The organism is Caballeronia udeis, assembly GCF_044909315.1.
Taxonomy (GTDB): domain Bacteria; phylum Pseudomonadota; class Gammaproteobacteria; order Burkholderiales; family Burkholderiaceae; genus Caballeronia; species Caballeronia udeis_A.
The window spans coordinates 184642-205829 of sequence record NZ_JBIYEB010000011.1; the positions used below are offsets into that span (position 1 = coordinate 184642).

Annotated in this window: 18 protein-coding genes and 1 pseudogene; 11 read left to right on the top strand and 8 right to left on the bottom strand. The window is 59.2% G+C overall.

Annotated elements, in window-relative coordinates:
- Positions 1-152: 152 nt before the first annotated feature.
- Both ABH944_RS19515 and ABH944_RS19520 read left to right on the top strand, forming a co-directional pair.
- The gene (locus tag ABH944_RS19515) at positions 153-3365 is read left to right on the top strand and encodes a glycosyl hydrolase family 65 domain-containing protein (RefSeq protein ID WP_404608371.1); all 3213 of its coding nucleotides are present in this window, start codon (positions 153-155) and stop codon (positions 3363-3365) included.
- Between the two features lie 334 nt (positions 3366-3699).
- A complete protein-coding gene (locus ABH944_RS19520) occupies positions 3700-3975 on the top strand; it encodes a DUF1488 family protein (RefSeq protein WP_404608373.1) in 276 nt (91 codons plus the stop codon).
- A 41-nt stretch (positions 3976-4016) separates the two neighbouring features.
- On the opposite strand, the gene ABH944_RS19525 is transcribed toward ABH944_RS19520, so the two are convergent.
- Together ABH944_RS19525 and ABH944_RS19530 are read right to left on the bottom strand one after the other, a co-directional pair.
- On the bottom strand, positions 4017-4781 hold the full coding sequence (locus ABH944_RS19525) for a Crp/Fnr family transcriptional regulator (protein WP_404608374.1): 765 nt from the start codon (positions 4779-4781) through the stop codon (positions 4017-4019).
- A 106-nt stretch (positions 4782-4887) separates the two neighbouring features.
- Positions 4888-5547 (bottom strand): BON domain-containing protein, encoded by a 660-nt coding sequence (locus tag ABH944_RS19530; RefSeq protein WP_404608375.1) that lies wholly within the window; start codon positions 5545-5547, stop codon positions 4888-4890.
- Between the two features lie 503 nt (positions 5548-6050).
- Here ABH944_RS19530 and ABH944_RS19535 point away from each other — a divergent pair.
- Positions 6051-6794 (top strand): HAD family hydrolase, encoded by a 744-nt coding sequence (locus tag ABH944_RS19535; protein WP_404608376.1) that lies wholly within the window; start codon positions 6051-6053, stop codon positions 6792-6794.
- A 229-nt stretch (positions 6795-7023) separates the two neighbouring features.
- On the opposite strand, the gene ABH944_RS19540 is transcribed toward ABH944_RS19535, so the two are convergent.
- Both ABH944_RS19540 and ABH944_RS19545 read right to left on the bottom strand, forming a co-directional pair.
- Entirely contained in the window at positions 7024-7374 is a 351-nt protein-coding gene (locus ABH944_RS19540) for a hypothetical protein (RefSeq protein WP_404659451.1), read from the bottom strand.
- Between the two features lie 48 nt (positions 7375-7422).
- Positions 7423-8568 carry a sensor histidine kinase gene (locus ABH944_RS19545; RefSeq protein ID WP_404608378.1) on the bottom strand — a complete coding sequence of 382 codons (1146 nt, stop codon included), beginning with the start codon at positions 8566-8568 and terminating at the stop codon, positions 7423-7425.
- Positions 8569-8822: 254 nt separating this feature from the next.
- Between ABH944_RS19545 and ABH944_RS19550 the strand changes: the two genes are divergently transcribed.
- Entirely contained in the window at positions 8823-8981 is a 159-nt protein-coding gene (locus tag ABH944_RS19550) for a hypothetical protein (RefSeq protein ID WP_404608380.1), read from the top strand.
- Between the two features lie 369 nt (positions 8982-9350).
- Positions 9351-9635, top strand: a complete 285-nt coding sequence (locus ABH944_RS19555) for a hypothetical protein (protein ID WP_404608382.1) — start codon at positions 9351-9353, stop codon at positions 9633-9635.
- A gap of 210 nt (positions 9636-9845) precedes the next feature.
- Here ABH944_RS19555 and ABH944_RS19560 read toward each other — a convergent pair.
- From ABH944_RS19560 to ABH944_RS19575, 4 genes and pseudogenes are all read right to left on the bottom strand, one after another.
- Positions 9846-10001 (bottom strand): annotated as a pseudogene (locus ABH944_RS19560) (dienelactone hydrolase family protein); the annotation flags it as partial.
- A 55-nt stretch (positions 10002-10056) separates the two neighbouring features.
- Complete coding sequence (locus tag ABH944_RS19565) at positions 10057-11241, bottom strand: M20 aminoacylase family protein (protein WP_404608384.1); 1185 nt, start codon at positions 11239-11241, stop codon at positions 10057-10059.
- Positions 11242-11350: 109 nt separating this feature from the next.
- A complete protein-coding gene (gene proX, locus ABH944_RS19570) occupies positions 11351-12388 on the bottom strand; it encodes a glycine betaine/L-proline ABC transporter substrate-binding protein ProX (RefSeq protein WP_404608385.1) in 1038 nt (345 codons plus the stop codon).
- Between the two features lie 170 nt (positions 12389-12558).
- On the bottom strand, positions 12559-13557 hold the full coding sequence (locus tag ABH944_RS19575) for a LacI family DNA-binding transcriptional regulator (RefSeq protein WP_404608387.1): 999 nt from the start codon (positions 13555-13557) through the stop codon (positions 12559-12561).
- Between the two features lie 261 nt (positions 13558-13818).
- Here ABH944_RS19575 and ABH944_RS19580 point away from each other — a divergent pair, with 261 nt between their 5' ends.
- The 6 genes from ABH944_RS19580 to ABH944_RS19605 all read left to right on the top strand — a co-directional run bounded on the left by ABH944_RS19580 (position 13819) and on the right by ABH944_RS19605 (position 21113).
- Entirely contained in the window at positions 13819-15339 is a 1521-nt protein-coding gene (locus ABH944_RS19580) for a sugar ABC transporter ATP-binding protein (RefSeq protein ID WP_404608388.1), read from the top strand.
- Positions 15336-16373 carry an ABC transporter permease gene (locus ABH944_RS19585; protein ID WP_404608389.1) on the top strand — a complete coding sequence of 346 codons (1038 nt, stop codon included), beginning with the start codon at positions 15336-15338 and terminating at the stop codon, positions 16371-16373. Before ABH944_RS19580 ends, ABH944_RS19585 begins: the two co-directional genes overlap by 4 nt.
- An 86-nt stretch (positions 16374-16459) precedes the next feature.
- A complete protein-coding gene (locus ABH944_RS19590) occupies positions 16460-17437 on the top strand; it encodes a substrate-binding domain-containing protein (RefSeq protein WP_404608391.1) in 978 nt (325 codons plus the stop codon).
- Between the two features lie 43 nt (positions 17438-17480).
- Entirely contained in the window at positions 17481-18524 is a 1044-nt protein-coding gene (locus ABH944_RS19595; protein WP_404608393.1) for an ABC transporter permease, read from the top strand.
- 34 nt (positions 18525-18558) lie between these two features.
- Positions 18559-19506, top strand: a complete 948-nt coding sequence (locus tag ABH944_RS19600) for a sugar-binding protein (protein ID WP_404608395.1) — start codon at positions 18559-18561, stop codon at positions 19504-19506.
- A 65-nt stretch (positions 19507-19571) separates the two neighbouring features.
- Positions 19572-21113: a sugar ABC transporter ATP-binding protein gene (locus ABH944_RS19605; protein ID WP_404608396.1), complete on the top strand. Its 1542-nt coding sequence runs from the start codon at positions 19572-19574 to the stop codon at positions 21111-21113.
- Positions 21114-21188 lie beyond the last annotated feature (75 nt).

Consider the following 21188-nt stretch of genomic DNA (forward strand, 5'->3'; position numbering starts at 1 on the left):
GGGACTTCCTACGGACGACGGCCGAGACTCGGGCTCGCGAAAATGTGGAGCGGTTGTTCGTTTCGGGCAGTGCGCGCGGGTTTGGTGCGGCAAAAGGCGAATGGTTCTGTGAAGTCGCCGGGACCGTTCGCAGTTTGCGTAATCGGGTCCGTATGATTTCCTATCCGGTCGTCACGCTGTCGCCGCGCGATTATGACGCCGTCCTGTTCGGTCTGGATGGGGTGCTGGCGAAGACAGCCAACTTGCACGCTTGTGCCTGGAAGCAAGTGTTGGGAGATTTGCTTGGCGCACAGGAAATCCGTGCGGGTGTGCCGTCCATTCCGTTTGACATTGATGCCGACTACGCGCGCTATCTGGACGGCAAGTCGCAAGACGACGGCATTGCAGGGTTCCTTGCGGCGCACGAGATGCATTTGCCAATAGGCTCACCGGATGACGGTCCCGAAGTCCAAAGCAAACGCTCATTGGGTCTGCTGGAAAGCCGTTACTTCCTTCAGAATTTGAAAGCAGATGGCGTCGAGCTTTACGACGCCTCTATCGAGTTGGTGCGCAAACTGCGCGCGCTGGGTATCAGGACGGCTGCCGTATCCCTTACCGGAAACTGTTCGGCAGTGCTGAAAGAAGCGGGTATTACTCAGCTTTTCGATGTGCAAGTGGATTGCCTGGACGCTGATGGCGGTGGTCCGAATTTCACGCTGGAACCAGATGCCTGGCGATACGCAGTGCGATGCCTCGGCGCAGACATTTCGAGGGCGGCGGTAGTAAGCCAGTGGATTGCAGGAATAGGCGCTGACCGTGCAGCCCGGTTCGGGTGTGTCATCGGCGTTGATCGAGGTGGGCGCACGCAGGAACTGCGCGACGCCGGCGCTGACGTTGTTGTCACTGACTCGTCTCAGGTTCAGGCGACGGTGGAGCCTCCTCCCGAATGGTCATTGGTATTCACGGGCTTCGAGCCCGCTCACGAAGGCGTCAGGGAGACCTTGTGCACCTTGGGAAACGGCTATTTCGCGACGCGGGCGGCTGCGTCATGGAGCATTGCCGACGATGTGCATTATCCCGGGACGTACCTCGCATGCGGGTATAACCGGCTGCACACCGACATTGCCGGAAGAGCAGTTGAAAACGAAGACCTCGTTAATCTTCCCAATTGGCTTGTACTCAAGTTTCGCATTGGCACAGAGGACTGGTTCGACATGCGTGGCGTGACACTCGCGTCCTACCGCCAGGAGCTTGATCTTCGTCACGGCATGCTCTTGAGATCGATGTCATTCGAGGACACCAAGGGGCGCAAGAGCACGCTTGGCGAACGCCGCTTCATCTCGATGCGGGATATGCACCTGGGCGCGCTGGAGCTTACGCTGACTGCCCACGACTGGTCAGCGCCAGTCACGGTGCGCTCGGCTATCGACGCGCGCATTGTCAACAGTGGCGCCAGGCTATATCGCAAGTTCAGCAACAAGCACATTGACCCGCTGGCGGCGGAGGTCGTCGGGAAGGATGGCATCGCGATGACCGTACGCACAAGCCAGTCACATGTGAACGTCACGCAAGCCTCGCGTACCCAGGCGAAGCACCACGGCAAGTTGTTGGACCTGTCGCGACAGATAATCGAAGAGCCCGGGTACATCGGCCAGGAATTTTGCATGGACCTGGCTCCGGACGAGCCGCTCGTCATTAACAAAATTGCCGCGCTCTATTCGTCACGCGACCGGGCTATTTCAGAGTGCGGATTCGAAGCGCGCAAAGCTATTTCGCGAGCAGGATCTTTCGATGAACTCGCAGCCGCTCACGCGTTGACCTGGAAGCACCTGTGGCGGCGTTTCGACGTGCGCATTGAGCCGGCTGACCCAAGCTTCAAGTTGAACGTGTCCATGTTATTGCGCTTGAACATGTTTCACCTGCTGCAGGCGGTGTCGCCGAACTCCATCGGTCTTGACATTGGCGTACCAGCGAGGGGATGGACCGGAGAGGGCTATCAAGGGCATATCTTCTGGGACGAGTTATTCATCTTTCCGTTCTTCAACTATCGCTTGCCGGAAATCACGCGGTCGCTGCTGATGTATCGCTACCGGCGCCTTGGGGAAGCTCGAGCGGCTGCTGCCGCGGCAGGCTACGCGGGGGCCATGTTCCCCTGGCAGAGCGGAAGCGACGGCAGCGAGGAAACCCAGGCGTTCAATCTCAACCCGCGCTCGCAACATTGGGTGCCTGACAACTCATACTTGCAGCGCCACGTGGGCAGTGCAATTGCGTATAACGTCTGGCAATACTTTCAGGTGACGCACGACGTCGAATTCCTGTATGCGTACGGCGCGGAATTGATCCTCGATATCGCCAGGTTCTGGTCGAGCATTGCGACATTCAATCCGGCGCGTGGACGCTTCGAGATCCATGGTGTACTTGGGCCCGATGAGTTCCACGACGGTTATCCCGGGTCCGCAACGCCCGGCATCAATAACAATGCCTACACGAACGTCATGGCGGTCTGGGTGCTGCGCCGAGCCCGCGACGTGCTCGATCTGTTGCCCGAGATTCGGCGTGCCGAGCTGATGATCGACCTTGACTTGACGGCCGGCGAGATAGACCGCTGGGACAACATCAGCCGGAAAATGGTCATTCCGTTTCATGATGAAGGGATCATCAGCCAATTTGAGGGTTATGAAAAATTACGCGAACTTGACTGGGATGCCTACCGTATTCGCTATTCAAATATTCAACGGCTCGACCTGATCCTTGAAGGCGAGGGTGACAGCGCGAATGGCTACAAGCTCTCGAAACAGCCCGATACGCTGATGTTGTTCTACCTGTTCTCCGCAGAAGAGCTCACTGAATTATTCCTCCGCCTCGGCTACCCGTTTCCGGGCACCACTATTCCGAGGAGCGTCAACTACTATACGGACCGGTCATCGGATGGTTCTACGCTGAGCCGGGTCGTCAATGCCTGGGTACTCGCGCGATCGGACCGTCCACGATCCATGCGGTTCTTCGCTCAGGCGCTGCAAAGCGACGTGGTTGACATTCAGGATGGCACGACCGCTGAGGGCGTTCATCTCGGGGCAATGGCTGGAACGGTCGATATCGTGCAACGTGTCTGGACCGGTATCGAGATCAAGGATGACCTCTTGCGGTTCAATCCTCAATTACCGCTTGATATTGAGCACCTCGAGTTGCGCATTCGCTACCGGGCGCACTCGATCGATCTAAGGCTCGATCACGACACATTGACGCTGCATGTCCATACCGGGGTTGCAGCGCCTGTCGCCCTGCTCGTGGGCGGAGAGAAGTACGAACTGCAAAGCGGCACAACACGCGCGTTTCCACTGACCTCAGCGGCAGCGGACTGTACAGCGGCGGAGGTGGCCCAGTGAGACATGTCATTGGTGGTGATTGATTCCGCGCAAAACGCGCGTCCGGCATGGTCACCGCTCCCAGACGGAAAAGCCCGCTCGCAGTTTCTGGCTCACGGTAATTCGGCAGACTAAACTGTGTTCGTTCGCGCATCCAGCCGACGCTTTTCATCACCCGCCAATCCACTTCCTATTCAATTGACAAATATCAGTGGATCGGATTCTGTGGTGCTTATGCTTGACCATGCCTCATTGAGAAGAGCGGTTGGCGAAGTTCGTCAGGTTCGGCGATCCGGCTCACGACCTTGCAAACCTGCCTCAACAAAAATGCAGATAAATCGATTGGTGAACCACCATGAAAATCTCCTTTCCGCCGGAAACGCCTGCCTACTGCGAAGCTGGCCCGGCGCTGGCATTTGCCGCCGTGGTAAACGATATTCGCCTCGAATGTTCGATCACTGCCGAAGCCCTCGAAGATCATTTCGGTGCTGCGTCAATAGGCAAAGAAGACCTTCAACACGCATTCGACGCGCATAACCATACGATCCATGTGGCGACCAGGCGGCTCTTGACCGAGCTTGGCGCGATGCCTGTCGTGCTCCACAGCAGCTATTTCCGGTTTGCTGAATGAAGACTGCACCCGACTACTGGCCCGGATTTCCTCGTCAGTTCCTACAAGCGCGACAAACCGGGACGGTTGACAATTCGGACCTGCTTGCCGTGGGCGTCGACGAGTCCTTGCTTTTGCAACTTCGAGAACATCCGGCTTACCGTTTCCAGTTTGATTCCCAGGTAGCTACCCATTTCTTCCCGCGTCATGCGGAGGTTAAAGTCGACCGCCGAGTACCCGCGCGCCTTCATCCGGTCCGACAGGTCGAGAAGAAACGCTGCCAGGCGCTGTTCCGCAGACATTGTCCCAAGCATCATCATGTGACTGGACTCTCGCACGATTTCACCACTCAGTACGCGGTAGAAGTGGTGCTGGATTGAACTGACCTGGTGACACAATGATGCGAGAAGCGTGAAGCGGATGACCGATACTTCACTGTCTTCGAGTGCGATCGCGTCGCAGTTGTGCCGCTCCGCGCAGAGGCCGTCAAGGCCAAGCGTCTCGCCCATGAACTGAAAACCGGTCACCTGCTCTTTACCGTCGCGATGAGTGATAACAGTCTTGAAGCAACCGGCGCGCACCGTGTAGATACTCTCGAAAGGGTCATGCGTACGGTACAGTGCATAGCCGCGTTTGACCTTGCGAGTCGTGCATATGATCGATTGCAAATAGTTGGGGTCCAGCAGGGCAACGGCTTTGGCTACAGGAGTGGCTGGGGAAGAGGGATCGATGCGGCCCGGCAGGTAGTGCGGAAACGCTGGCGACGGGACACTTCGCTGACCTGACGCTGCGGGATAGGTGGCGGGTTTGAGTTGGACGGAAGGCATGATCGGCTCCTGATCCCCGATGAAACGTTTTTGGTAGGTTCTTATATTATGGAATACGAAATATAGGCTGATGGTATTCCGTGGATCACATCCCGCCGGCGGTTTGTCACAATGAGATGGTCAGGTCGTTCTCCACAGCGGATGCGCCAGGAGCGGACCAGGCGATCGCGACTGCCAGATCCCGGTCATGTGGCGTGCGGACGGTCCCGGTCAGCCTTACTGTCCCGCCATTTGCCGTAACCGTAATGTTGCGGACGTCGGACCATGAACGGTCCAGCGCGTGCATGAGGTCGCCGCGCACCTGCACGACGTTGATGGCGTCCCTGAGCGTAATCTGGTTCGTCACGCCGGTTACGCCGAGTAGCCGTCGGACGTCCTGAACGGCCGCTTCTCTCTGGAAGTGCCAGTCTACTTTCCCGCTAAGCGTTATCCAGCCGTCTTCCACTGAGACCTTAACTGTGTCTCGCGGAACCGAGACATCCCACGCCAGCCGATTCACGATTGCCGCGGCTATGTCGTCGTCGCTGCGCTTTGCATCGAACACAAGCCGGACCTCGATGTTGTCCGCAACCGCCTCGACTCCCTTGACACGCAGGACAGCAGCCTCCGCCGCATGTTTTTCGGCGAATGTTTCGACGTGCCCGGTTAACGTCACGATGCCCGCGATCGCCGTCACACCAATGTGTGCGGCGCTCACGCTGGGTTCCCAGGCAAGCTCGGAAAGAACGGCCTGTTGCAATTCGCTGTCGTTATAAATGACTGCCATGATGTCTCCGGGATAAGCAGAAGAAGTTAATGTATGAGGAGGGAACGCGGCACGCGCATCTGGCCGGTGAATTGACTTTTTCCGGCAGACCCTTTCGCAACGTCAAATGGTTTGACGTTGACGCTTCTGATAATAGGAGGCCGAAAGCGGGTCCGATAGACTCGGAAACTACTCAGCTTGGGCTGCGCGATGATAGCCTGCGTCCGGGGTCGGCTGTCGGCAAGCCAGTTTCTTTCCGTCGCTGATTTTCCGATTAGGATTGATCCACCCTGAGTATTTTCCGAATCTACCTTCATTGGTTTTTACGCTGGATACTAGGTTTTTTTAGACTGGTACGAAGGTGTGCGGGCGCTTGGGATCATCCATGGCTTACGTCATTTCGCCGGCCGCAGCCAGATTCTATGGAGCTTCGATATGCGATCAACTCGATATGTGAGTCGAGATCCCTGTGGCGCTAAAAACGCCCCGAGGGGCGGCACTTGCGTCTTCGGCATGCCTCGAGCATGACCCGTGGCACGCAGCCGATTCCGGCATCACAAGGGGCGCAGACCTTATCGGTGGGAATCTTTGACGTAGACGGGGTCCTCCTCGCCTCGCCTCATGAGCGCGCGTGGCGTGAAGCGCTAGAAGATCCAGCCGACGAAGCTTGCTTCACCACGGCGATGTACCAGTCGCAGGTCGCTGGCAAACCGCGCTTCGCCGGTGCTCTCGCCGCGTTGCAGGCGCTGGGCCGACCTCATGCTGATCAACAGGCTGCGCGCTACGCGGAGCGCAAGCAAAGACGGCTGGAGGAACTGATACGCACTGGGGCAGTGAACGCATTCCCCGACGCGCTGCGCTTCGTTCGGGCTGTCATGGCGTTGGGGTGGCCCATGGCCGTTGCGTCGTCGTCGAAGAACGCTAACGAGATGATGAAACTCGTTCGGCTAGACACGGACCATACCCTCCTCGATGTCTTTGGATCGAATGTCTGCGGCCGGGATTTAAAGCAAGGCAAGCCAAACCCGGAGATATTCCTCCTGGCCGCTGCGGATTTGCTGGCCGCGCCTCGAAACTGCTTTGTGGTGGAGGATGCGCCGGCGGGTATCGAAGCTGCGTGCGCCGGAGGGATGACGGGACTGGGGGTTGCCCGGCTTCATGATGCAGCTTCGCTCCGGGCTGCGGGAGCAAGTCTGGTCGTGACCAGCCTCGATGAAGTTTCCATCAATGATCTTGCGCGAGGGCGGCTTTGCCGGCGCTTGCCATAAACATTGCTGCAGTTCTGGCGGGCGCGTTGACTTCAACGGACGGCCACGGGTGGATCGTCGAGGAAGCCGGGTACGATCCGCTGTAAGAAGGCAGCCGTTTTTTGCAGCCCGTAGATCAGATCCGCACGGCGCAAAATGGGCGGCCGTATTTGCCCCACCGTATCTGCCCCACCGTCCCGCAACAGTCGCTAGATTGTGCCTTCCGAGCTTGTCAGATAGCCAAACACGATCATTTTGAGCGCGAAGCCCGCTGGTGCTTGAGCCAGACAAGGCCGAACAACGCAACGCTGATAGCGGTAAGAATAATGCCCGCGACCATGCAAATGGGAGTGAGCGCGGGGAAGAAGTCTCCGCTCTTGTCACGCATGAAAGCCCACGCACCGGCATCAAGCATCAGCCCGCAGAATCCGGTCGCGACCGCTGGTTCGATGCCGCTAGACCCGGTCGGAAGTTTTCGAGGTAAATCAGGCACCGGCTCGCGTTTAAATGGTGCCGCGTTTTTGTGCGGCTCTTCAGCGGGGTGTTCTGCAGGCATGGCGTAGGCGGCATTGATCAAGCCGCCAGTGTATCGCGGCAGCATTATCTTCGCGCCGCCTGAATGCAACGGGGTCCAGGCAGCTCATGGTCTTCACGCACGCGCAGGCCCTGTCATTGCATATCTAGGCAGGCTGATGGTGAAGACGCATCCTGTGCCGGGAACATTACGTACGGTAAGAGTACCGTCATTGGATTCGACGCCGCGCCGCGCGATCGAAAGCCCTAGCCCAAGTCCGGACTTGTCGACCCCGTCTTGCGTGAACGGCAAGAACATTCTTTCTGCGTCGCCCGCTGGAAGTCCTCCGCAATGATCCTTTACATCGATCAAGATACGATCGGCGACCGCGTAAGCGTCCAACGTCACCTCGGTGCAGCTATGCGTGAATTTGAAAGCGTTTTGCAGCAAATTACCAACTGCTGAATAAAGGAGATCACGATCACCACTGACAGCCAACTCGGCGTCAACAAACGAAACCGTCAAAATACACCCGCGAACCTGAGCTGCGAGGTCTGCGGCATATTTGACTTCCGCAATGAACTCGGCAACTGAAAACATTTGCGATTGGACGGGTCTTCCTGCTGTTACCCGAACCTCCGCCAGTGAACGATCGATCATATCCCGCAGGCCTGTCAAACTGCGTTCCAGTACTGATCCCGTGGCACCGCTTAAATTCAGATTTCCGGTTTTGGCCGCGGCAAACGCAAGCATTGCCGTGCTGAGGAAGTTACGCAATTCGTGCGCAAAGAATCCCTGTTGCTGATTCGTCTCGCGAGCGTACTCGTCTGCGACTGCATCGTCTCGCTGGTAGCTGAACTCTGTCACTGCATCTGCAATTGCATTGTCCAGGCAACGATTGAGCGTCCGGAACTCATCTATCTGAAACGGAGCATCACGTTCGTACGCAAGATCCGTAATCGCCTGGCACAAGTCGCCATAGTCGTGAACCACCTGGTCGACTGAAAAGCCGAGTTTCAGCAGCGCGCGTCCATGCTGGGCCGCCGACGCTCCTATTTCAGACAGCGTCACTCCGCCGCCCGAGGGCCCGGAAATCTTGCGGCTGTCCAATGGCTCATCCGTTTGTTCGATCCGGAGCGTTCGGATGAGCTGCTCCAGGAACAACGGCACGCCATTTTGAAGTTGCTGCGCGGTCGCAGCACGGGCGGGTCTTCGCGCCACTTTCGCTCTACACCGCTCGATCAGATCTTGACGGTTGTTCGCTAAGAACTCGTGCATCATGTGCGGCACTTCCTAATTTTATTGCGTCAATAGGGACGCAGACCGGTATGCCGACAATGGCGTAGCGTTTGCGGCCGAGGCTGGTTGCTTTTCATCAAGGCCGCTTTGTCGTTCAAAGAGACTAAAGACGCACGCACATTATTTTTCAGATGCGTCGTGGGTAATCAAGCGCGAAGGGCGGATCCGAGTTCAATAAATGGGAGATCCGCACGAAGTTTCCAGGCGAACGTTGAATTGATCTTCTCGATCACGGCATGAATCCGGTTGCTCCGGTATTGCCGATCCATCCCCTCAATACCGGCGGCATCGGGGTTTCCGGGTTCGATGAAGCATTCTCTGGAGATGACCAGGAATTGACTCCGCATTTCGCGCCGATTGCAATTTCGCATGGCGGTGTGCCGCCGACTTTTTGAACGCTTCGGGCATCGAACATTCCTGCAGATTCAGAACATACTCCCACGCATTTGTTGTTCCCACTGCTGGGTATCATGAATTGAGGGGACAGTCAGGAGGTTCTTGTAAATCATCCGTGTTTTCGACTCAGGAAAGCTGCTTGGGAGGCGAGAAACACGGGGCCGCTGAGGGGCCGGACATAGAGAATTTGCCGGCCATGGGCCCGTTCGGCTGTGCGAGTTGACCGCCGTTAATGGCAGTTTTGCCTGTTTCGCGTCAGCGTTAGGACATCGCCGCGGCGTAGACTGAATTTGCGTTTAGGTGAATGACATCACAAGGCAAAGCGTTAGGGACCCACGGGTACTCTTCATTCTTGAAAGGACTCCATCATGATTCGAATGACTTTGATTTCGGCGGCCATGAGCGCCATTGTGTTCTCAGCACCAGTCTTTGCACAGGATACGAACAACGTATCGCAGCCGACGGCCCCTACGTTGAACGGCAACTCAAGCGGGGGAGCTGCTGACGGCGGCGTCGGCATGGATATGAACGGGCGGAGCGACGCTGGCGTTTTGATCGGACCGACGCGCGCGGAGGTAAAACAAGATCTGATTCGATCCGAGCGTGATGGCGAAACTGCGAGGTTGGATGCCACCATTTACAGAGGAGGCTGATGAATCCGACGGAGGAGGTAGTTCGCTGCCTGCCGGGCAGCAGGCTTTCTGACAACAAGCTTGGTGTTCACGAGCGTCATGCCTTCCGATGGAAGGCAGTCCTTATCATAGTCCGAGGTACCTGCTGCCGGAGAGCGGAACCGCCTGAGCATCAGTGCGCGCAATCCGGAGACCGGCATAGTACTGGTCACCCTGTCCGCTTACGAATGACAGGTGCTCGGCGAGGAACCTCAGCGAGCAGCCGTGCGCGAGCACGGCCGCTCGATGGTTGTATGACGCACGGTCCGTACAACTGAATCCGTGCACAGCGCCGGGATAGAGGTGAAACGACGCGTTATCGCGGCCCGCGAACGTGTTCTTCAGTCTTCATCCGGCAGGCAACGAATGACTTTCACAAGTCCGCATCAGAACGGTAGATTAATCACTGCGGAGCGAGGAAACGCTCGGCCAGTTTTACCCAATACGTCGCGGCGATCGGCAAACACTCGTCGTTGAAATCGTAGCCCGGATTATGCAGCCCGCAACCGCCGCTGTTGTGGGCGGGGCCAGTCCCGTTGCCCACAATGAAGTAGCTGCCGGGAACGGCCTGAAGCATGAAAGAGAAATCCTCCGCCCCCGCTGTGGGAAGCATGTCGGGGATCAACCCTTCGTCCCCTAACCAGCCGTGTGCAACCCGCCGGGCGAACTCAGTGGCAGCCGGGTCATTGACCACCGCTGGGCATCCCCACTGGTAATCAACCTTTGCCGTACAGCCCAACGTCAGCGCCTGAGATTCGGCGACCTCGATAATGCGGTCGTGCAGGAATTGCTGCACCTCGGGACGCAGCGCCCGGACTGACAGCGTCATCTTCACGACTTCCGGAATGACGTTGGAGACGGTGCCGCCATGAATCTTGCCAATGCTGATCACCGCGGTATCAAGCGGGTCCGTATTGCGTGAGACGATGGTTTGCAGCGCGATCACAATATGCGCTGCGGCAACGACCGGATCCGACGCGAGGTGCGGTCTTGCACCATGACCACCCTTGCCATGGATGCTGATGTACACGGTATCGGACGATGCCATGAAGCATCCCGGCAGGAAGCCGAACTTTCCGACTGCCTCGCCGGGCCGGTTATGCAAGCCGAAGACCATGTCGCAAGGGAATTTCTCGAACAGCCCTTCGTCGACCATGATTTTCGCGCCGCAATACCGTTCTTCGGCGGGTTGAAAGATCACGTTCAACGTCCCGGAAAACTGACGGGTTTCCGACAGGTAGCGCGCAGCCGCAAGCAAGATGGCGGTATGACCGTCGTGACCGCAAGCATGCATCACGCCTTCGCGCTGGCTGGCATAGGGCAGGTCCGTCGATTCCTTGATGGGCAGCGCGTCCATGTCCGCCCGCAAACCGAGGCGACCGGTGCCGGTCCCGACTTTCAGCGTGCCAACCACGCCTGTTTTCGCCAGGCCTCGATGCACTTCGTAACCCCAGGCATGGAGCCGTTCCGCGACGAGATTGCTGGTCTCATGCTCCTCGAGCGATAGTTCCGGATGAGCATGAATGCGGTGACGCAGAGCGACAATCTCTTCGTTCATATCGAGGATACGAGGCAGCACGTCTGTCATGGTTTCTCCCTTGGTATTCGAGGTTGGTCGAGGATATTAATTTTGGATGCCTAAGGTATTTGGCAGAGCCGCGAGAGACTGATGAGATTTCAGCGCGGAATCGGCGTGCTCAATGCGCGTCGCGTGCAGCGGCAACCCACTGGGTAAATTGCGGTCCATTCGCTGCCAGCCATTGATCAGCGAGCCGGGTAAACAATCCTGTGGAGCCAGGCTCCTTGCTGATGGATGCCTCCCAGTCAGCCCAGACCGCGGGCGGAAACTTGATCTGCCGGATCAACGCCCTGATGCCCGGGTTGGCGGAAATGAACGCTCTGTTTGCCACTGCACCTGCGTTCCATGAAGCCATGGCCATATGACACGGATCGGCGTTACCGGCACAGCCGACGACGCCCTTCACGAGGGCCGAGCCGGTGTTGGGCATCTTGGGCGGCAGTGCATCCGCGGGCACGGGAAGCCACACGACGTCCTTGCCGGGTACCAGGCCGCTCGTGACCCATGACGGACTCCACGCATAGAAGAATGCCGGCGAGCCCGATTTGATGCGCGAAATCGCATCTATCATCAGCGCTTCGTACTTGCCGCTCATCACATGAACGGTTTGCGTAAGTCCGAATTTTTTCAACTGATAATTCACTACGTCAGCACAACTCCAGCCCGGGTCGCAACTGATAAGTTCCGCCTTGCCGTCTTCGCCGAAGAGACTGGCGATCTTCGGGTCCTTCATCTGCTCGATGCTTGTGATGTTGTGGGCAAGCGCCGTTTTCCTGTCGATCAGATAGCCGTTCACACCGCCTCCGGAAATAAAACCGGTGCCGATGATCTCAGCCTGCGTCTCGACCGCCCGAAACTCCGGCTCGCGTTGCGGCAGGTTGACATCGGTGGACAAGTCGACGTCTCCCTGTGCGACCGCCGCAAAAAACAGCGTGATATTCATCGTGCTGACCTTGACGTCGTAACCGAGCGACTTCAATGCCCGCGCCACGATCCGGTCCGCGACATAGTTCGCACCGAGGCTATCGGCCTGCACGTAACGCACGGTTTTTCCGGCGCCGGGGAGCGTATCGGCGAACGCCTGTATGTTGACTGCCGTGAAAATGAGTGTCGCTGCAACAACCGCCGCCCCGATGCATCGCTTTAAAGTTTTCATTGCTGCTCGTGCCCTTTGACGCATGGCTACAACCTGTAGGTGTCCGGATCCAGACAGGTTGCATGTTAGTAAGCCCAAAACCTTGCGTCTTCCCTACTTACACGGGGAACGATCGTGGCTACTCTTCTTCGGTTCAAGTGAAGCATCGGGAGACTGAAAGGGGAGCGCGCCTATTTGCAGCCGCAGGAATTTCTGATCGCGAAGGTCGGGTTCAGCCGGATGGTCTCGGTTTCTCCCGTTGCGAAATCGATTCTTCGCTTGAGCAGGGTCGCCGCCATCCGGCCGATCTCGTGGCAGGGCTGAACCATGGCGGTGAGGCGAGGCTCGAATGCATCGGCCCAATCGAAATCATCAAAACCCGCGACTGCGAGATCAGTGGGCACCCGCATGCCGCAATCCTGAGCCGCGAGCATGATGCCGATCGTCGTGAGGTTGTTGCCCCCGATCAGGGCCGTGACAGGCTCGGTCGCGGTGAGAAGGCGCGTGGCGGCCTCCCTGGCCGTTGCCAGGTCGGTATGACCGATGGAAATGCGCGCCTCGTCGACGGGAATCCCGTGGACAAGTAGCCCGTCGCGAAAGCCATCTGCCCGCTCCAGCGCGGTGGTGAAATTGGACTGGCCTGCCAGGAAGCCGATCCGCTCGTGTCCATGGCTCACCATGTGAGTCACCATGGCCGCAAGCGCCCGCCGGTTCTCGACGCCGACACCGTCGAGGGCGACATCGGGAAGACGATCAACCATCACCGAAGGAATACGCTGGTCGCGCAGGTAGGTCAGTGCGCTGTTGTTGAGACCGCAAGAGGGCGCGATGATGATTCCGTCCACGCGTCTTTGGTGAAGGGCCGCGACCATTTCGAATTCACACTCCGGATCGTCCCGGGTATTCGCAAGCAGCACCATCATTCCCAGCTTCGAACATTCTTCCTCGATGGCGTTGATCACGTCGGAGAAGTACCGGTTTTTTGTCGACGATATGGCCAGGCCAATGGTGTTTGTGGTCGAGCGTGCCAACGCCCGCGCTACGGTGTTGGGCGCGTAACCCAGTGCGCGGACCGCCTCCCGGACCGCGCTGGTTGTCTCCGGGCTGACGAACCGCGTGCCATTGAGAACATGGGAAACGGTTGACGTCGCGACCCCCGCGAGCCGTGCGACATCAGCAATGGTTGCCATTTCGTCCCCTCGGTCTGTGGATAAGGAATCGCCGCGATAGTGCGATTCGCGGCCCGATATTAAGCGTTCTCTGAATGGAGCGCCACGAGCTTACCTTTGCAGCGATATATCAGAATATGAGGGTAAACAACGAAAGGCAAGCGCTTGCGCAAGCGCTTGCCTTTGAATAAGCTTGGTTCCGAACTAGAACAAAAGAAGTGCAAATCCATCGACAGGAGAAGAGATGGTCGTGTTCATGCGGCAAACCCGGTCCGACGCGTCATGACCGCGCGCCTCCTCGAATTGCGGGGAATCCAGAAACGCTTCGGCGGCGTGCACGCGCTCAAGGGCGTGGATTTCGATCTTGAGGCCGGCGAGGTGCATGTACTGCTCGGCGAAAACGGCGCGGGGAAATCGACCTTGATGGGGGTGCTTTCCGGGGCGGTCGTGCCTGACGAAGGCGTGATCAGGCTTGACGGCAACCCCGTGCGTTTTGCCAACCCCCGCGACGCCCATGGCGCGGGGATCGCGATGATCCCGCAGGAACTCGACCTCGTTCCGGGCCTCGATATCGCGGCCAATCTGTTTCTCGGCAATGAGATCACCAACAAGGGTGTGCTGGCGGGTGCAGCGATGCGCAGCCAAGCACAGGATCTGCTGGCGCGCGCGGGCGTGTCGCTCGATGCAAGCCTTCCAGTCGCGAGTCTGAGGATGGGCGAGCGCCAGCTCGTGGCCATCGCCAAGGCCTTGTCGGCCAAAGCGCGAATCCTGATCATGGACGAGCCGACCGCGGCTTTGTCAGCCGTCGAGGCGGACCATCTCTTCACGGTTGTGAAAGAGCTTGCCGGGCGCGGCGTCGGGATTGTCTATATCTCTCACCGGCTCGAGGAAGTGACACGGATCGCGGATCGGGTGACGGTGATGCGCGATGGCGCCGTGGTCGGAACGACGTCACCAGATGCACCGCAAGCGACGCTCGTCCAGCTTCTTGTCGGGCGCCCGTTTTCCGATCTGTTTCCGGCGCGCTCCGCGAAGCTTGGGGCGCCTATCCTGCGGCTCGAGCATGCCGCATTCGATCCCGACATCCCACGCGCCGGCTGGCAGGCTCCCCGCGACGTCTCACTGACAGTGCATGTTGGCGAGATCGTGGGTCTTGCAGGGTTGATGGGAGTCGGCCGTACGGAATTGCTGTCGGCGCTATATGGCTTCGGCGCGAACGGACGTTGGCGGGGTCTCGTCGAGATGCACGGCAGACCGGCGGCACTCGGCACGATCCGCGCGGCGCGGCGTGCGGGAATTTCCTATGTAACGGACGACCGGCGCGGCACGGGGCTGATCCTCAATCACACGGTTGGACAGAACGCGGTCATGTCGACGCTCAAGCGCGTCACGCCGTTTGGTCTCGTTTCGCGTGCACTTGAGAGACGCCAGGTGAAGCGCGCCCTGGAAGACTACGACGTGCGTCCGCGGCGTCCCGAAGCCAAGGTCGTGAACCTCTCGGGCGGCAACCAGCAGAAGGTCGTTTTCGCCAAGGAGCTCATGAGCGAACCAGGCTTGCTGCTGCTCGACGAGCCGACGCGTGGGGTCGATGTCGGCGCCAAGGCCGAAATCTACCGGCGCTTGCGCGGACTCGCAGACAAGGGCCTCGGCGTGTTGGTCGCGTCCTCCGAACTGCCGGAACTTATCGGCTTGTGCAACCGGATTATTGTCATGCGCGCCGGCCGCACGATCCACGAATTTGGCCCCGGACCCGACGAAGACGCGGTCCGGCGAATCAGCGAAGCTGAGGATCTGGCAGCATGAGCACAACCCCGACATCAACAGCCACGCCCGCGGTTCGTCCGCGCAACAGCCTGCTGACCTATCTGGTGCGCTTTCAGAGCCTGCTCGGGCTCGTTCTGGTGGTGAGCGCGGGCATCATGTTTTCCCCGCGCCGGCATGGTCATATCCTGTTCCTCGCGCCGGACAACATCGCCAATATCATCCGGTCGATTTCCGAAACCGGCATTCTTTCGCTCGGCATGACCTTTGTGATCATTGCCGCCGGCATCGATCTTTCCGTCGGCGCCGTGCTCGGCCTCTGCTCCGTGTTGACTGCAACCCTGCTGGTCAACGAAGGGTGGGGCCTGTGGAGCACGTTGTCGCTGGTCGTGGCGACAGGCGTGGTATTCGGCGCTATCCAGGGTGTGATCTCCACCAAGTTCCGGATCCAGGCCTTCATCGTCACGCTCGCAGGACTTCAGGTGGCACGCGGCCTGTCATTGATCGCGTCCAACAATTCCTTCATCAACATCAACTACGGCGCAGGGCCGGGAAATGCGCCGCCGGCTTTCGGCGTTCTCGGCGAGCGGATCGGCGGCGTCTTCCCGGTCGCGACCCTGGTGTTCCTCGTGCTTGCGGTGGTGGCAGCCTTTCTGCTCAATAACACGCGTTATGGACGCTACGTTGTTGCCGTCGGCGGAAACGAGAAGGCGGCTCGGCTCTCAGGCATCCCGGTCAGCACGATCAAGATCTCGGTCTACGCACTGACGGGCTTCGTGGCCGCGATCGCCGGCGTTGTTCACGCCGGACAGTTCTCGTTCGGCAGCCCCAATGACGGCGCAGGATATGAACTCACTGCAATAGCGGCTGTGGTGATCGGCGGCACGGACCTGTTCGGAGGAGCCGGCTCCATGATCGGCACGATCGCAGGCGCTGTCATGCTGGGAGCGCTCGCCAATATCCTGCAGCTCAACGACGTGAGTGCCGCCATGCAATTGCTTGCGACGGGCGCGATCATCGTGATCGCCGCAGCACTGCAAACCTATGTCGTCGAGCGCGGAAGCCTGGCTCGGTGAATCGTTGGGCGTGGTTCCCGGCTGTGGAGGCCGGGGTGGGTCAGGCGCATGTCAAAACGCATGTCGAAACTATCGGAGACAAGAACATGAAAGTAGTTCTACGAACCACTTTGCTGGTTGCCGGCGCCGCCCTCGCGTCGGGCGCGTGGGCCGCTGCCGGCAAGCCGCTTGCCAAGGAATGCGGGCCGGACAAGGATTACGTCATCGGCTTCAGCCAGGCGAACTTCAAGGAGCCGTACCGCGAGCACGTGAACCACGAGCTCGAACGCCTCGTGAAGGACTATCCGAAATTCAAGCTCGTCATTGCCGACGGGCAGGCGACCGTGAACACGCAGGTTTCGCAGGTCGAAAATTTCATGACTCAACGCGTCGACCTGTTGATGATTTCACCCTTCGAGGCCGCGCCTCTCACACCCTCCGTATCGGCCGTCTACAAGGCAGGCGTTCCGGTGATCGAACTTGACCGCAAGACGAGTGGAGACAACTACACGGCCTTCGTTGGCGGGGACAACCGGGCGATCGCCAGGGAAGCGGGCGAGTGGGCCGCCAAGACGCTGCTGCCCGAGGGCGGCGAGGCAGCCATTCTCGAAGGCCTGCCAAGTTCGTCGCCTGCCATCGAACGTCTTGAAGGATTCAAGGCAGGCATTGCCAGCAATCCCAAGATCAAGCTTGTGGCTGTGCAGCCTGTCGACTGGATGGAAGACCAGGCGGTGACCGTATTTTCGGCCATGCTGCAGTCCCACCCGGACATCAAGCTCGTCTATACCAGCAATGATCTTGCTGCTGCCGGCGCGTACATCGCGGCCAAGCAGGCAGGGAAAGCGGACCAGGTGAAGATCATCGGCACGGATGGCCTCCCGGGACCGTCCGGCGGCATCCGTGCGGTGGCGGACGGCCAATGGGCCGCAACGTTCACTTACCCGACCGGTGCCGCCCAGGCACTCGAACTCGCCAAGAAAATCCTGATCGACTGCGCGACCGAGGTTCCGCGAAATATCCTGGTGCCCACCCAGCGCATCGATCAGGCCAACGCGAAGTCGTTCTACGGCAAGGAGAAGTTCTAGGAGTCCCATGTGCACATAGGGAGCGTAGTGCGAGGAGGATCCCGTGACCGGATCTCCCGGCGACATTGGCACACAAGGCATCGAGATGAACAAGCCCATTGAGGCAACAATAGAAATGAAACGCCGGACGAGCCTCGGTGTCCGTCTCCTGCGGTCCCGGGAGACGGGCATCATTGGTGCGCTCCTGATCATGGTCCTGGCACTGTCGATCTTCGCGCCCAACTTCGCGAGCGTCGACAATCTGCTCAACGACACACGCAACCTCTCGTTCGTCGGGATTGTTGTCCTGGGCCAGGCTGCGGTCATGATCACCGGTGGTATCGACCTGTCGGTCGGCAGTGTCTGGGGCCTGTCTGCCGTCGCTTCGGCCGCCATGATGCAAGCGGGCCTGGGCGTGGTTCCGGCGTGCGTGCTGACGCTCCTGATCGCAGCATCAGTGGGCCTGTTCAACGGTTTGTGCGTGACCAAGCTGCGCATGCTGCCCTTCGTGCCAACGCTCGCGACCATGAGCATTGCGCGCGCACTTGCCCTCATCATCACCCGAGGCAAGGCCATTGACGGCTTCCGGCCAGATGGCGATGCGTTCTTCGCGCTTGGCGGCGGCGACATCCTGGGCTTGCCCACGCCGTTCGTGATCTTCGTGGTCTTGTCGGTCATTGCCGGCGTTGTGCTCAAACGCAGCGTCTATGGCCGCCAGCTGTACGCAGTCGGCGGCAACGAGCGGGCCGCCATGCTGACCGGCCTCGATGTCGACCGCCTGAAGATCAGCGTCTATGTCATGTCTTCCGTGCTGGCGGGTCTCGCCGGCATTATTGAGGTTAGCTACCTATCCTCGGCCATTTCCAACCAGGGCTTGGGCAAGGAGCTCAGCGTCATTGCGGCGGCCGTCATTGGAGGTACTGCACTCAGCGGCGGCGAGGGCACCGTGATCGGCGTCTTCGTTGGCACCGTGATCCTCGAGGTGCTCCGCAACGGCCTCATCCTGCTTGGAACCGACGCCTACTGGCAAGGGGTATTCGTTGGTTCTGTCATCGTCTTTGCCGTCTTTATTGACCAGCTCAGAAAAGGCGTCTGGCGACGCCGGTGAGTGATTTACCCACAACAATCCTTTGGAGGAAACAATGACACGCATATTGCTTGGCGCAGTGGCCGTCGCTGTATTAGGGCTTGGCATCGCAGGACAGACTCAGGCTGCCGATAAAAAGGTGTTCGCCGTGGTGCCGAAAGCGCTCGGCGTACCGTTCTACGCCGATGCCGAAAAAGGCTGCAAGGAAGAGGCGGCCAAGATCGGTGCCGAATGCCTCTTCACCGGGCCAGCCCAGCTCGACGACGCTGAACAGGCTCGCATTGTGCGTGACCTGATCACGAGGAAAGTCGCGGGGATCGCGATTGCACCGAACAATCCTGATTCGATCAGCGGCGTGATCAGCGCGGCAATGGCCAAGAACATCCCGGTCGTTACCTTCGACTCGGACGCACCGAAGTCCAAGCGTGTCGCATTTATTGGTACCAACAATGAGGCGGGCGGTGTTTCGGCCGGCGAGGCGTTCGCCAAGGCGCTCCCGAGCGGCGGGAACTACGCGGTGATCACAGGAGGGTTGTCGGCGGCGAACCTCAATGACCGGATCAAGGGCTTCAAGTCCAAGCTCGGCGGCAGCTTCAAGGAGGTATCCGGTTCTCCTTTTCCTTGCAATGACGATTCCAGCACGGCTGTGCAACTGATCCAGGACATCCTCGCCAAGAACCCGAATATCGACGGCATTTTCTTCGCCGGAGGCTGGCCGATGTTTGCACCGGAAGCCTATACCCGAGCGCTGAAAAACAAGTCGGCCGATCTCAAGGCGGGTAAGTTCGTGATCGTGTCGTTCGATACCTTGCCGTCGCAGATCAAGCTCCTGAAGGAAGGTTATGCGACCACGCTGGTCGGTCAGCGGCCGACAAGCATGGGCTCGGACTCGGTCGAGCAGCTGGAGAAACTGACCAAGGGTGAAAAGATACCGCCAGTCACAGACACAGGCGTAGACATTGTGGATTCGTCGAACGTCGACAAATTTACAGCCGGCAAGTAATCAACCGCGCGGGACGGCCCTTGACGCCGGCCGTCCCGCCTCTTTCCGCGCTAGTGAGTGCCGACATGACCGTGCTGTTGAGCGTTGAACAAATTTCAAAGAGCTATCCAGGCGTCAAGGCATTGCAGGACGTGTCCTTTACGGTGGAGGCGGGGACCGTGCATGCCGTCATGGGTGAGAACGGCGCGGGCAAGTCGACGCTGATGCAGATCATTGCGGGCGCCCACCCCCCGACTTCCGGGCGATTGGTGTTCGACGGCCAGGAACTGCTTCTTTCCGGCACGAAAGATGCCGCTCGCAAGGGAATTTCGATCGTTTTCCAGGAGCTGATGCTTGCGCCGAACATGACCGTCGCCGAGAACATTTTTCTCGGCGCGGAGCCTCGCATGGCGCGAGTGCTGGTCGACCGAGGCGTGCTCATTGCGCAGGCCAGGGCTGCGATGGAGCGCCTGGGCATCGCACTCGATCCCGACACGCGGCTAGGAGACCTTACGATTGCGCAGCAACAGCTTATCGAGATTTGCAAAGCGCTGATACACGAACCGCGCCTGCTCATCCTGGACGAACCGACATCCAGTCTGTCGGAGGCCGACTCCCTGACGCTGTTCAAGGTGGTGCATGACCTGCGGGCTCGGGGCGTGACGATCCTCTATATCTCGCATCGCATGCGCGAGGTGTTTGACAACTGCGACGCTGTTACCGTATTGCGTGACGGCAAGCATGTCCGCACGACCCGGCTCGCCGACACTTCGCCTGAAGAGGTGGTGCGTCTGATGGTAGGCCGCGATCTCGCTGAAGTTCGGCGTATCCGGCCCGAGAACGCAGAGCAACCGATTGTTCTGTCGGTTCAGGGCCTGGGCGACGGCAGGCGGTACCAGGATGTCACCTTCGCGTTGCGACGCGGCGAGATCGTTGGTCTGGCGGGGCTCGTCGGCGCCGGCCGCTCGGAGGTCGCGATGGGTATCTTTGGTGCGCCGCCACCGACGTCGGGAACCATTGCGATGGAGGGTAAGCCCGTCAATGTCGCGAGGCCGCGCGACGCCATGAAGCTGGGGATCGGACTGGTTCCCGAAGACCGCAAGGACCAGGGTCTCGTACTCGGGATGGGGGTTGGCAGCAACCTGTCCCTCGCGGCCCTGGGTCTCGGCGGGATTTCGAACGCGGGTTTCATCAGGCCTGGTGAGGAATCCCAAATGATAGACGGTTATGTGGAGCGGTTCAAGATCAAGACACCGACGGTCGAGCAACTGGTCGGTCTGCTGAGCGGCGGCAATCAGCAGAAGGTGGTTCTTGCGAAATGGCTTGCCTCGAAGCCGCGCGTGCTGATTGTCGATGAACCAACGCGTGGCGTGGACGTCGGAACGAAGGCCGAGATCTATGCGCTCATGCGCGAGCTTGCCCGCGATGGCCTTGCGATCCTGGTGATATCGAGTGACCTGCCCGAGGTGCTGACGATCTCGGATCGCATTCTCGTCATGCGCGCGGGCCGCCTGGCGGGAGAAATCAGCTTCGATGACGCCACCGAAGAACGCATCATGTCTCTTGCCGCCCTTGAACATGCCGACCCGGCTCATCCGGAGATCAAGCCCACAGGGTTTGTATCGTAGGCTTTTCGGTTCTGTCGCGTGAATGCGGCAGGGTGGAAACATCGCTTCATCGGCCGAAACGGTTGCTCGATGCAT